Origin of the sequence: Flavobacterium microcysteis, from assembly GCF_006385255.1 — a bacterium.
Taxonomy (GTDB): Bacteria; Bacteroidota; Bacteroidia; order Flavobacteriales; family Flavobacteriaceae; genus Flavobacterium; species Flavobacterium microcysteis.
This window is the reverse complement of the sequence record NZ_VFJE01000053.1, coordinates 378,765-391,874: the sequence shown is the minus strand read 5'-3', so window position 1 is coordinate 391,874 and position 13,110 is coordinate 378,765. Positions and strand designations below refer to the sequence as shown.

Annotated in this window: 8 protein-coding genes and 1 rRNA gene; 4 read left to right on the top strand and 5 right to left on the bottom strand. The window is 38.1% G+C overall.

Annotated features, from left to right (window positions below):
• Together rrf and FJA49_RS08965 are read left to right on the top strand one after the other, a co-directional pair.
• Window positions 1-105, top strand: a 5S ribosomal RNA gene (rrf, locus tag FJA49_RS08970); the annotation flags it as partial.
• Window positions 106-178: 73 nt separating this feature from the next.
• Window positions 179-1,411, top strand: coding sequence for a glycosyltransferase family 4 protein (locus FJA49_RS08965; protein ID WP_140000628.1), 1,233 nt, complete (start codon window positions 179-181; stop codon window positions 1,409-1,411).
• A 35-nt stretch (window positions 1,412-1,446) separates the two neighbouring features.
• On the opposite strand, the gene FJA49_RS08960 is transcribed toward FJA49_RS08965, so the two are convergent.
• The 5 genes from FJA49_RS08960 to porU form a co-directional block, all read right to left on the bottom strand.
• Complete coding sequence (locus FJA49_RS08960; RefSeq protein WP_140000627.1) at window positions 1,447-3,111, bottom strand: pyruvate dehydrogenase complex dihydrolipoamide acetyltransferase; 1,665 nt, start codon at window positions 3,109-3,111, stop codon at window positions 1,447-1,449.
• Window positions 3,112-3,116: 5 nt separating this feature from the next.
• Complete coding sequence (gene pdhA, locus FJA49_RS08955) at window positions 3,117-4,115, bottom strand: pyruvate dehydrogenase (acetyl-transferring) E1 component subunit alpha (protein WP_140000626.1); 999 nt, start codon at window positions 4,113-4,115, stop codon at window positions 3,117-3,119.
• A 143-nt stretch (window positions 4,116-4,258) separates the two neighbouring features.
• The gene (gene cdd, locus FJA49_RS08950) at window positions 4,259-4,741 is read right to left on the bottom strand and encodes a cytidine deaminase (protein WP_140000625.1); all 483 of its coding nucleotides are present in this window, start codon (window positions 4,739-4,741) and stop codon (window positions 4,259-4,261) included.
• Between the two features lie 72 nt (window positions 4,742-4,813).
• Entirely contained in the window at window positions 4,814-5,992 is a 1,179-nt protein-coding gene (gene porV, locus FJA49_RS08945; protein WP_140000624.1) for a type IX secretion system outer membrane channel protein PorV, read from the bottom strand.
• Between the two features lie 43 nt (window positions 5,993-6,035).
• Complete coding sequence (gene porU, locus FJA49_RS08940) at window positions 6,036-9,878, bottom strand: type IX secretion system sortase PorU (RefSeq protein ID WP_140000623.1); 3,843 nt, start codon at window positions 9,876-9,878, stop codon at window positions 6,036-6,038.
• Window positions 9,879-10,088: 210 nt separating this feature from the next.
• On the opposite strand from porU, the gene gldJ reads away from it, so the two are divergent.
• Window positions 10,089-11,762 (top strand): gliding motility lipoprotein GldJ, encoded by a 1,674-nt coding sequence (gldJ, locus tag FJA49_RS08935; RefSeq protein WP_140000622.1) that lies wholly within the window; start codon window positions 10,089-10,091, stop codon window positions 11,760-11,762.
• A gap of 61 nt (window positions 11,763-11,823) precedes the next feature.
• The gene (locus FJA49_RS08930) at window positions 11,824-13,107 is read left to right on the top strand and encodes a UDP-N-acetylmuramoyl-tripeptide--D-alanyl-D-alanine ligase (RefSeq protein WP_140000621.1); all 1,284 of its coding nucleotides are present in this window, start codon (window positions 11,824-11,826) and stop codon (window positions 13,105-13,107) included.
• Window positions 13,108-13,110 lie beyond the last annotated feature (3 nt).

Here is a 13,110-nt window from a genome sequence, read left to right as displayed (position 1 = left end):
TGGTTATTGCGGCGGGGCTCACCTCTTCCCATTCCGAACAGAGAAGTTAAGCCCGCCTGCGCAGATGGTACTGCAATCCTGTGGGAGAGTATGTCGCCGCCTTCCTTTGAAAAGGGTTCCCTATGGGAACCCTTTTTTGTTTTATAAGGTTTGCTTAAAATATCTTTTCTTTGTAATTATGGATAAGCAGAAACTTTTGATTATTGGTTTGGTATTTCCAGAGCCAAATTCTTCAGCAGCAGGAAGAAGAATGCTGCAATTAATACAACTTTTTAAAGGAACAGGCTACGAAATTACGTTTGCAAGTCCGGCACAGGATAGCGAATACGAATTTGATTTAGGATTATTAGTCGTTCAAAAAGCTAAAATTAGCTTGAATGACGAAAGTTTTGATATTTTTATTCAGGGCTTAAAGCCTGATATTGTGCTGTTTGATAGATTTGTGATTGAAGAACAGTTTGGCTGGAGAGTTTCTAAATATTGTCCAGAGGCTATTAAGATTTTAGATACAGAAGATCTCCACTGTCTCCGCCTGGCCAGGCAAAATGCTTTTAAAAAGAAAAAAGAATTTACTACTTCGGATTTATTTAGCGATACCGCAAAGAGAGAAATTGCCAGCATCTTACGCTGTGATATGTCTCTGATTGTCTCTGATTTTGAAATAAAACTCCTGGTTGGTGAGTTTAAGATTGATTCTTCCTTATTATTTTATCTTCCTATTTTTGCTGATTCAAGTTTAGATTTTGTTCCTTTTGAAGAGAGAAAAGACTTTGTTTTTATTGGCAACTTCCTGCACGAACCCAATTGGGATGCTGTTCAGTATTTAAAAAGCACCATCTGGCCTTTGATTTATAAGCAGCTTCCGGAGGCTTCGGTATTTGTTTATGGTGCTTATCCATCGCAAAAGGTTTTGGAATTAAATCATCCAAAATCAAATTTTCATATTATGGGTAGAGCCGATAGTGCTGCAGAAGTAATTAAAAAAGCTAAGATTATGTTGGCTCCATTACGATTTGGAGCAGGAATAAAAGGAAAGCTTATAGAAGCAATGGAATATGGAACTCCTAGCATTACTACTAGTATTGGAGCTGAAGGAATGAATCTAGATGGGCTTTGGAACGGCTTTATCACGGATAATCCGGCTGATTTTGTCCAATATGCTATAGACCTTTATAAAAATGAAAATCTTTGGCATAAAGCCCAAAAAGATGGCGTTCAGTTATTGGAGGATAGGTTTGCTGAAAAGCTATATACGGAATCGTTTATTGCGATGATTCGTGACTTAATGAATAACTTGATAGAACATCGGAATAAGAACTTTATGGGTCAGATTTTGCAATATCATACGATAAGGAGTACCGAATATATGTCACGTTGGATAGAAGCTAAAAATAAAAAAATCCCGTCTTAAAAGGCGGGATTTTTGTTTTATGGAGGATAGCTTAATTAAGCTAACATCGTAACCGGATTTTCCAGATATTGTCTTAAAGTCTGCAAGAATTCTGCTCCAGTAGCTCCGTCCACAGTTCTGTGATCACAAGCAAGTGTTACTTTCATCGTATTGCCTACTACAATCTGACCGTTTCTAACAACTGGTTTTTCAACAATTGCTCCAACAGAAAGGATAGCTGAATTTGGCTGGTTGATGATTGATGTAAATTCTGTAATACCGAACATTCCTAAATTGGAAACTGTAAAAGTACTTCCTTCCATTTCGGCTGGTTGTAGTTTTTTGTTCTTAGCTCTTCCAGCAACATCTCTTACATTAGCTCCTATTTGAGTCAAGCTCAATTGATCAGCAAATTTTAATACAGGAACAACCAAACCATCTTCAACAGCAACAGCAACTCCAATGTGTACGTGATGGTGAATTACCGTCACATCATCTTTCCATTGAGAATTTACTTTTGGATGCTTTTTCAATGCCATAGCACAAGCCTTGATAACCATATCGTTAAAAGAAACTTTTGTGTCAGGTAATGAATTGATTGTACTTCTGGAAGCCATTGCGCCATCCATTGCTACTTCAATCGTTAAATAATAGTGAGGAGCAGTGAATTTAGATTCTGACAAACGCTTGGCAATAACCTTACGCATCTGTGAGTTTTTAATTTCTTCTGAATAGGTCTCACCAGCAGGAACGAATGGTTTTACAGCTGGAGCCGCAGCAGTAGCTTCTGGTTTAGCAGCAGTTTCTTGTGAAGCTGGTGCTTGAGAAGTTGCAGCAGCAGGCTTGAAGTTTTCGATATCGCTTTTTACAATACGTCCGTTTTCGCCTGTACCTTTTACTTGTGAAATATTTATGTTTTTCTCTTCAGCAATTTTTTTAGCTAAAGGAGAAATAAAGATTCTTCTTCCGTCAGAAACAGTTTCTACAGTTTCTTCTTTTGATTCAGCAGTTTCTGATTTTGACTCTTCGGCTTTTTCTTCTTTAGCTGGAGCAGCTACTGCACCACCTTTTTTGAAGTTTTCTGCAATGCCTGATATGTCAGTTCCTTCTGGTCCAATAATAGCCAAAAGAGAATCAACTGGAGCCGAATCACCTTCAGGGATCCCAATGTACAATAGCGTTCCTGAGTTGAAAGATTCAAATTCCATAGTAGCCTTATCGGTTTCGATCTCAGCTAAAATGTCTCCTTCGTTAATTTTATCACCTACTTTTTTCAACCATGTAGCTACAGTACCGTCAGTCATGGTATCGCTCAAGCGAGGCATGGTTACAACTACTACACCTTTAGGTAAAGCAGTGCCTTCTGATTTTGGAGCTTCTTTAGCTTCTTCTTTAGGAGCCTCAGCAGTTTTTTCTTCCGCTTTAGGCTCTTCTTTTTTGTCAGAAGAACTTCCGCCAGCTAAAAGATCAGAAATGTCTTCGCCTTCTTTTCCGATAATTGCCAAAAGAGAATCAACCGGAGCTGATTCGCCTTCCTGAATTCCGATATATAACAAAGTACCAGAGTTGAAAGATTCAAACTCCATAGTAGCTTTATCAGTTTCGATTTCTGCTAAAATATCTCCCTCGCTAATTTTGTCTCCAACTTTTTTCAACCATGTGGCTACAGTTCCTTCTGTCATAGTATCGCTCAAGCGAGGCATTGTGATTTTTGTTGCCATAATGATTATAGTTTATGAGGTAAAAAAGGATAGTTTTCTTGTTCGTAAACAACATCGTAAAGTTGTTGCGTATCAGGAAACGGAGAGTCTTCAGCAAACTGAGCACACTCTTCAACCAGATTTTTAACTCTTTCGTCAATCGCTTCAATTTCTGCTTCTGTAGCATAATTGTTTTCTTTGATGATGTCAAGAACCTGAGTAATAGGGTCAATTTTTTTATACTCTTCTACTTCTTCTTTTGAACGGTATAATTGCGCATCAGACATAGAGTGTCCTCTGTAGCGGTATGTTTTCATTTCCAAGAAAGTTGGTCCGTCACCACGTCTAGCTCTGTCGATTGCTTCGTGCATTGCTTCGGCAACTTTTACCGGATTCATTCCGTCAACCGGACCACATGGCATTTCATAGCCTAATCCTAATTTCCAGATATCTGTATGGTTTGCGGTTCTTTCTACCGATGTTCCCATCGCATAACCGTTATTTTCTACAATAAATACTACAGGAAGTTTCCAAAGCATTGCCATGTTGAATGCTTCGTGCAATGAACCCTGGCGAGCTGCTCCGTCACCAAAGTAAGTCATCGTAACACCACCTGTATTAAAATATTTGTCGGCAAAAGCAATACCTGCACCAACCGGAATTTGAGCTCCTACGATACCGTGACCTCCGTAAAATCCTTTTTCTTTTGAGAAGATATGCATCGAACCACCCATTCCTTTGGATGTTCCGGTAACTTTTCCTAATAGTTCTGCCATAACAGCTTTTGGGTCAACACCCATACCAATTGGCTGGACGTGGTTTCTGTAGGCAGTAATCATTTTGTCTTTGGATAAATCCATAGCGTGCAAAGCACCAGCCAGAACGGCTTCCTGACCATTATATAAGTGAAGAAATCCTCTTACTTTTTGTTGAATATATAAAGCGGCTAATTTGTCTTCAAATTTTCTCCAAAGTAGCATGTCTTCATACCACTTCAAATAAACTTCTTTTGTAATTTCTTTCATTGTTTGTTTTTTGTAAACGTTATTGTGCCAGTAAATTGCTAAAATAATAAGACGCAAAATAGTTTCCTCACACAAATTTGCGAAAGGCAAAAATAAGACATTCCTACGTAGAAGTAAAGTTTAAAATGTAAATTTTAGGTTTTTTATAAGAAGTTTTTATCAAACATAAAAGGGAGCAGATTTTTAAGCGAATCCGACTTGTAAACTACTCCTGTTTCACCCATAAAATAAATTTCTATTGGGTAATCTTGTTTGAATTCATACTCTGATATCGATTGTCTGCAAGCTCCACATGGTGGAATAGGAGAGGTAACCGGTCTTTCGTCTGATGTGGCTGAAATTGCAATTTTCAAAATCTTGGCATCAGGATATATAGCCCCTGCCTGGAAGATAGCAACTCTCTCTGCGCAAAGTCCGGAAGGATAAGCGGCACTTTCCTGGTTTGAACCCAAAACAATTTTTCCATTGTCTAAAAAGATGGCTGCTCCAACTCTGAATCTTGAATAAGGAGCATATGCTTTTTTACGTATCTCGATGGCTTGCTCCATCAGATTTTTTACATCTTCAGGCAGTTCTTCTTTGTTGTCGAATACTGAGAATGTGGTCGTAATGTTGATTTGTTTCATAAATGTTTTGAGGAAAAAAAATCCAAATTACTAATGAAAGCAATTTGGATCTTTTAGACTTTAAATTATATACTAATATTCATCATATTTGTCTCCGAACGCAAAGCTAAGAGAAAAACGTAATGTGTTTTCCAATGGGTTTCTGACTTTTGAAGTTGAGAACAAGTAAGATACATCCAGTTTTACAATGTTGTATTTAAATCCTGCTCCAAGCGAAAGGAATTTTCTAGCTCCTTTTTCTTTACTTTCATTAAAGTAACCAGCTCTTACTGCAAAGGAATCCTGATACCAATATTCGGCTCCTAAAGCCCAGGTAACTTCTTTTAATTCTTCTTTGATTCCGCCTGGTGCATCTCCAAAAGATTTGAAAATACCACTTACCCATCCGATTGAACGATAATCTTGGTTGTTTTGTGCTCTTTCCACATCGGTAATCTCACCATCTCCATTCAAATCAGGATTCTGAGGAGTAGGAACCAATAGCTTGTTGATTTCTGCGTTAACCGATACTTTATTGAATTCATCAAAAATGAAGTCGAATCCTCCTCCAAGTTTCATGTTGGATGGAAGGAAGTTAGATCCTTCATCAGAATCGTCTAAGTCATAATTGATTTTTGGTCCTAAGTTTTGGAAATTGAAACCACCTCTCCATCTTCCGTTGAAATCTTCATAAGCTATTTCTTCGGATTGATAGTAACCCGAAATGTCTACAGCAAAAGAACTTGCAGCAGAAGCATCATTGCTTAATTGCGCTAGTCTTAGGTTAGAACGGATATATCTTGTGGCTACAGACATCGAGAATCTTTCGCTTAGTTTTAGGGCATAAGAAAGGTCTAATGCAAACTCGCTTGGATTCACTTCTACAGCAGGATCGTCTGGGTTGTCGTTTCTGAATTCGATAACTCCAAGGCTGAAATAACGTAAGCTTGCTGCGAAAGCACTTCTTTCATTAATTCTGTTGAAGTAGGTGACCTGACTTAAGGAAATGTCATTTACAAGTTCTGGAAGATAAGGCGTGTAGCTTAGTGAAAAACCTTGCTTATCAAGCGAAAATGCATATTTCGCAGGGTTCCATTGTTGAGAGTAAGCGTCTGGGGAAGAAGCTACTCCAATGTCGCCCATACCGGCGGATCTAGCGTCTCCCGCAATAAGAAGGAAGGGTACTCCTGTTGTGATGACCCTATTCGTTTCTTGGGCTTTCGCCATATTGATTCCCAATATGCAGATAATAAATAATGCGGCTTTTTTCATTCTGAGATTGATATTAATTGAATTGAACAAATATAGTATTTTATTAAAGTATAACAAGTTTTTCGTATTTTTCTGTCTTTTTGTTGGTCAACGTCGATTTGACAGTAAGTTTATAAACGTAAACTCCCTTCCCAATCTTATCTCCAAAATCATCTTTTCCATCCCATGAAATTTCTCTTGACAGAAATCCTTCCGTGGTTACCATCTGATTGATTGTCTTGACGATTTTTCCGGTTATGGTGATAATCTGTACTTGTACTTCTAAAGGTTCGTACGGACGGTTGTGCGTGAACCAGAATTGAGTATAGCTTACAAATGGATTTGGATAGTTAAGCACATTTTTTAGAGTTACCGTTTCATCGCCAACCACTATAAATTGTATTTCTGATGTCACCGGATTGTTATATACATCCCAGGCTTTAAAGGTAATTGTGTGCAAACCTACAGCCAGGTTACGGAAAGGGAAACGCACTTTTCCTTTCGTGTGATTGTCAAGTTCGGTTTCGTAATAATCATTAAGGATATACGGATTGTTTTCGTCGCCATCCAAAATAGCAACTATGTCATGTCCGATGCCGCTTGCCGTGTTGATTCCGTTTTCGTCTTCCAGAAAAGCCAAGAATATAGGTGATTCGTTGGTAATACCTCCGGATATAAATGTTTCATCATTCATATACAGTCGCACTCTTGGGCCGATATTGTCAGCTGTGGCGTTTGGATTAATTCCTCCTACTTTGATGTCAGTATTGTATCCGGTCTGGTCTTCTAGTCCCTGGTTTCGTTTAGCATAAAAACTAATCCTTCCATTTCCTACAGGAATTGAAATGTCTCTAGGCACGACAAAATTAAATTCGAATTGTCCGTTTGCAACAGAAGCGTTACCACGGAAGATGGTTTCGCCCAGCAGCGTAAAATTCATTATAATCAAATTGCCGTTTCCATCAGTTACTCCATCATTTCCGAAGGTGCTTCTTTGTACGTTTTTGTCAAATAGGTTTACAGACAGGCTTCCATTGTAGTTTGATAATATAGTGTTTCCGTCTACATTTCTGACTTCACCGGTTAGCTTTACCGGACTTAAGGCATTAAAAACAAATGTTGAAGCTGCAACAGGTTGGTCGTTTATTTTGGTCAAAACGATTGTAGGTTTTGGAATTGCAAGCCGTATGGCCGGATCTCCTACATAAGAAACCATCAGGGCAGAGCCGTTGGTGTAATTGTTTTTCGCAACTCTTAAGGCTTCTGAAATTGGGACATGGTTTGTTGTTCCGTAGCCGTATAATTCGCTTGAAAAGGCTTGGTTAATAGCCTGGCCGGTAACAACATCTATCTGGCGTGTGGTGGTTACCATTGCAATCGCACCGCCTTTAGGATTCCAATAGGTATATTCCCCTGCAGTTGGTCGGTAAGGATTGTCGAATCTCGTGAATTCACAGGTTACAGTTACGAATAAAGGATATTTATAACGATTGTTTAGGCTTTGAGCATCTGCCTTTTCGAAAATTCGCTCTTTTGCAAGGCCATCCTCTCCACCGTGTCCAAAATAATTAAAGACTAGAGCGCCTTGGTTTATAGCATCAACAAAATCTTTTCTTGCTTTTGGATAGCGGAAACCTCCTGCAGATGCTTCTTGTACATAAGAATCGGTATGGATTTTTTCAACGTTCACAAAAGGTTTTTGTGCGGCAATCTGATCGCCTAGTGCATCGATTCCGGTTTGGATAGAATTTTCCCAGGCTACATCAACGTCATCGGAAATCAGCACGAAGTTGTTTCTCCATTTTCCATAGGATTCGATAGCATGGTATTCGATTACTTTGGTTACCATTTCTTCTGCCTGCTTTATATCGCTGACAAGCATTCTTCCAACAGCAAGTTCCATGTCCTGAGCACTCGTATCTATCATAAGTCCCTCGTCATTGTCTAGCATGGTGAAATAATCGTCAGACATAATAGAGCCTGCTAACGAAAAGCTAGTCAGAGCTTGGAAGACCGGAACGATATTCGTATTGTTTGAAATTCTGTTTTTGTAATCAAATGATGCATCTCCAAACAGATTGAGGTATTTCAGCCTTTTTGAAGGAATCGATGCATTATTATAGATGTATTTTACAAAGTTTCGGATAGCGCCAATGTCTTGTTTACCCGAAGAAAACTCCTCATAGATAGTTTCAAGATTGACAACTTTTACATTTAATTGAGAGTAGGTTCTGTGGAAGTTGGCAAGCCTTTCTGCTTGAGAGCTCAAAAAAGCAGGTGTCACAATAAGATAGTCAAGGTCTTGGAAAGCCCCTTGCGCATTTTTTAAAATGGTACCTTTTAAATTTTGGTTGACTACACGTGTTCTCGAATCTTTCAATGGTGAATAATAGTCGGCTGCATCAACGGCTATATAATTCCTGTCTTCGCCCATATAAGCTTTAAAGGAAAAAGCATCTGCTCCGTTATTTTCTACTTTTTGTACATTATATATATCTGTAATATCCCATACTTGTGTTATTCTTGATGCGCTTGAAAGTTGGTATTGGATTACTCCGGTATTCAAATCCGCATCATTGTATCGGAATCGGAATTGCTTTCCATAACCCTGCAGGTTCCTTTTTGCTTCCAGGATGATATAGTCTAGATAGGCATCAGCGCTTGGAACGCCTCCATTGTTGTAATTTAATTTTATGGCTACACTTTCTGCTGCTGGAAAATTGCCCGCTGTGCTACGCTCGGATGCGACATCGCCATCTGAGGTTGTTGCGGCAAAAGTGAGGGGATTAATATCTTGAGAGTTGGCCGAGACATTCATCGTGGTTGGTGTAAAGGCAGAAGCAGCAGCGTTTACTCTAATCTTGATTTGTGTTCCGGTAGCGATATTCGGGAATTTGAAATCAAAAGTTTGCTCGTTATCGATGTTGAATCTTTCTCCGAACCATTTTCTTCCCAAACGCCCGATATTGGTTTTATCAAGTTCGTGGTATTGGTAATCGTCAAAAGTTGTCATGTTCAAGGTGGGATTATCTGCAATAGCAGGCATGTTCCCAATTCGTTTTCCGGGACCGCCTTGCGCCGTTACATAATAATAGGCCCTGTCTGCATACAAATTATTATGGGTCTCGCTTTCTTTATTCCAATTGTCCATGCCTTCTGCATAAAATAGGATATAATCCTGGCTGTCAAAAGAACCGTCGCTTTCTCCAACTAAGGTAATAGCATTTTCAATTAGATCTTCCGGATAATAAGCGCCGTTGAGCAAAGGCAACATACGGCCGCCATTGCCGTAAATCTTTATGTTTCGAGCATTTGCAGCACCTACATTCATGCCAAGACTTTGCAGGAAACTTCTGGATATTTTATAAACACCTGATTTTACTACGTAGAAACGGTACCATTCGCCGGAACTCAATACGGAGTTATATACTAATGAGGAGTTTTGTATGGTATTGCCAGATCGTCTTGCGGTTGTCGAAAATGAATAGGTAAATGATTTTACTCTTTGAAATGTATTTCCTGATTTAATAATAGGAGATAAGTATAAGACTGCTTTTTGTGAAGCGGGATTACTCATGTTTTTAAGGCTGGCTTCAATAGAAGAAGGAATCGATGAGATTCGTAAGTCGCCAAGTTGTTCACGAGAAATGGTTTCGTATACTATATTAGTTATCTGTAGGCTGTTTTCGTCAGCAAAACCAGAAACGGGAATTTTTAGATTAAAAAAAACGGCTTTCTTTTCATAGTTGAAATAAAAACCGGATGATTTAAAAATAGGGGCCTTAATCTGGATCTGTTCCGAATAAATACCAGAATTATCAATCCATTCAATAGATATATTGTCTCTTTGTTGGGCAAAAGAAACGTAAGAGCTTATAAGCAATAAGAGTAAGGTAATCTTTTTCATTAATTTGAATAACGCCAGTAGCGCCTAATTATTACGAAAAGTAAAAATAAATTTTTAACTTAATATTAAGTACAATAAACTCAATAAATTTGCGTTCTAGCAGAAGACTTTTAACACAAAATTAGATTTTTATTAATATTTCAAAATTGTTGTTGCAGTTTAATGGTTAATTATTATATTGCGGCTCGAAATTTATTACCTACTGAAAGTATGAAAGTAAACAAAATTATGGCTTTGAAGCTGATGCTCTCCTTAGCATTAGTTATGGGTTTTACTAGTTGTAGCAAGAAATCCAGTTCAAAAAACGCTTCCTCTGCCACTGGTTGGAAAATCAATGACAAGAAAGGCGGATTCCAATACAATTCTAAATTTAAGAAGCAGGAAACTGCTCCGGGATTGGTTTTGGTTGAGGGAGGAACGTTCACAATGGGTAAAGTTCAGGACGATGTAATGCACGATTGGAACAATACACCTAATCAGCAGCACGTTCAGTCTTTCTATATGGATGAGACTGAGGTAACCAATCTTATGTATATGGAATATCTTGATTGGTTGAAAAGAGTTTTCGATCCAGAAGATGAAAATTATAAGAATATTTATGAAGGAGCTCTTCCTGATACATTAGTTTGGAGAAATAGATTGGGTTATAACGAAACTATGACCAACAACTATTTAAGACACCCTGCTTATGCAAACTATCCTGTAGTTGGTGTAAACTGGATCCAAGCTGTTGAATTCAGCAAGTGGAGAACTGACCGTGTAAACGAAGGTGTTCTTGAAAGAGAAGGCTACTTGAAAAGAGATGCAAAAGTAGTAGATGCAAAAGGTGATAACACTTTCAGTACAGAAACTTACCTTAATGCTCCTACAAAAACTTATGGCGGTAATGAAGAAATTGTCTTGAAAGGACAAAGAGGAAGATTAGCGGCTAAAGAAGATGCTAAAAATGTATACGCTCAAAGAACTTCAGGTATCATACTTCCTGAATACAGACTTCCAACAGAAGCTGAGTGGGAATATGCAGCTGCAGCTGATGTAGGTAACAGAGAGTACAACCTTTACAGAGGTCAGAAGAAATATCCATGGAAAGGTAACTATACTCGTTCTGGAAAAAGACAAGTTAGAGGTGACCAATTGGCTAACTTCAAACAAGGTAAAGGAGATTACGGCGGAATCGCTGGATGGTCTGATGACGGAGCTGATATCACTAACGTAGTAAAATACTATCCACCAAACGATTTCGGATTGTATGATATGGCTGGTAACGTTGCAGAATGGGTTGCTGACGTTTACAGACCAATCGTTGACGATGAGGCTAACGACTTCAACTACTACAGAGGTAACGTCTACATGAAAAATAAAATTGGTGAAGATGGAAAAGCTGAAATCGTTACAGGTGAAAACATCGCTTACGATACATTGGCTAACGGTAAAATTATCGCAAGAAACTTCCCTGGACAAATTGCTCAGGTTCCTGTTGACGAAAAAGAAACTTACCTAAGACAAAACTTTGATAAGTCTGATAACAGAAACTACAGAGATGGAGACAAACAATCTACAAGATACTATGACTTCGGAAATTCTGAAGAAGGTGAAAAAGTAGATGATTCAAAAAGAATGTACGATTCTCCAAAACACAATGTTACTACAGATAGTTTAGGTAACATGGTAAGAAAATATGACAAGTCTTCAAAAAGAACAACTTTGGTTGATGACAACGTAAGAGTTTACAAAGGTGGTTCTTGGAGAGATAGAGCTTACTGGTTAGATCCTGCACAAAGAAGATACTTCCCTCAGGATATGGCTACAGACTACATCGGATTCAGATGTGCGATGTCAAGAGTAGGTCCTAAGTCTGACAAAAAGAAAAAAGCAAGAAATTAATTTTCTACAATAATTCTACAAAAGCCCTTTTTAGGGCTTTTGTTTTTTTAAATCGCATAGCATGGAAATTAAAGAAATACACGACCTGTTTTTAACATGTACTTCAGTTTCAATCGATACCAGAAAAATTGAAGAAAACTCCATGTTCTTCGCTATCAAAGGAGAACATTTTGATGCCAATACATTTGCTCAGGAAGCGCTAAATAAAGGTGCCCTATATGTAATTATCGACAATAAAGACTATTACATTGACGAAAAGACAATCCTGGTTTCCAATACACTTGAAACATTGCAGGAAGTAGCCAAGTTTCATAGAGAATATCTCGGATTGCCAATCCTGGCATTAACAGGAAGCAATGGAAAAACGACTACAAAAGAATTAATCAATGTGGTGCTTTCAAAACGATACCATACAAGAGCTACTGTTGGTAACCTAAACAATCATATTGGTGTTCCGCTGACATTACTTTCATTTACTTCAGATACTGAAATAGGAATTGTTGAAATGGGTGCCAACCACCAGAAAGAAATAGAATTCTTATGTAATATCGCAAGCCCGGATTTTGGATATATTACCAACTTTGGTAAAGCCCATTTGGAAGGTTTTGGCGGAGTAGAAGGCGTTATCAAAGGAAAAAGCGAGATGTATACGTATCTTTCAGAACATAACAAATATGTTTTTGTAAACCTGGATGATGTGATACAAAAAGAAAAGACAGACAAAAATCTTCGTATTACGTTCAGCCATACTGATAAAAACGCTTCTGTCTTGATTAATAAGATTGCCGCAAATCCATTTGTTGCTATCGAATTTGACGGCATTAAAGTCAAATCCCATTTGATTGGTTTATACAATGCTAATAATATTAATGCGGCAGTAACAATCGGAAGGTATTTCAAGATTTCTGATACTGAAATAAAAGAAGCGATTGAAAGCTATGTTCCGGAAAACAATCGTTCGCAGTTATTAGTGAAAAACTCTAATGAAATCATATTGGATGCCTATAATGCAAATCCTAGCAGCATGGAAGTAGCTATCAAAAACTTCCTGCAATTAGACAAGCAAAATAAGGTTGCTGTTTTGGGCGATATGTTTGAATTGGGTGAAGAAAGCTTGCACGAACACAAGCACATAGTGGCTTTGCTCAAACATGAAGAAAAAGTACAGACCTATTTTGTTGGAAAAGATTTTTACCAAAATAAAATAGACAAAGAATACCTTCATTTCTTCAAAACTTTTGATGAATTTGCCGAGGCATTTAAAGCGGAAAAAATAGAAAATAAGACTTTGCTGATTAAAGGTTCCAGAGGCATGGCTTTAGAAAGAACGCTCGAATTACTGTAGCTT

Coding starts and splice junctions, on each gene's coding strand:
- FJA49_RS08965 (WP_140000628.1), top strand. CDS start 179: ATGGATAAGCAGAAACTTTTGATTATTGGTTTGGTATTTCCAGAGCCA.
- FJA49_RS08960 (WP_140000627.1), bottom strand. CDS start 3,111: ATGGCAACAAAAATCACAATGCCTCGCTTGAGCGATACTATGACAGAA.
- pdhA (WP_140000626.1), bottom strand. CDS start 4,115: ATGAAAGAAATTACAAAAGAAGTTTATTTGAAGTGGTATGAAGACATG.
- cdd (WP_140000625.1), bottom strand. CDS start 4,741: ATGAAACAAATCAACATTACGACCACATTCTCAGTATTCGACAACAAA.
- porV (WP_140000624.1), bottom strand. CDS start 5,992: ATGAAAAAAGCCGCATTATTTATTATCTGCATATTGGGAATCAATATG.
- porU (WP_140000623.1), bottom strand. CDS start 9,878: ATGAAAAAGATTACCTTACTCTTATTGCTTATAAGCTCTTACGTTTCT.
- gldJ (WP_140000622.1), top strand. CDS start 10,089: ATGAAAGTAAACAAAATTATGGCTTTGAAGCTGATGCTCTCCTTAGCA.
- FJA49_RS08930 (WP_140000621.1), top strand. CDS start 11,824: ATGGAAATTAAAGAAATACACGACCTGTTTTTAACATGTACTTCAGTT.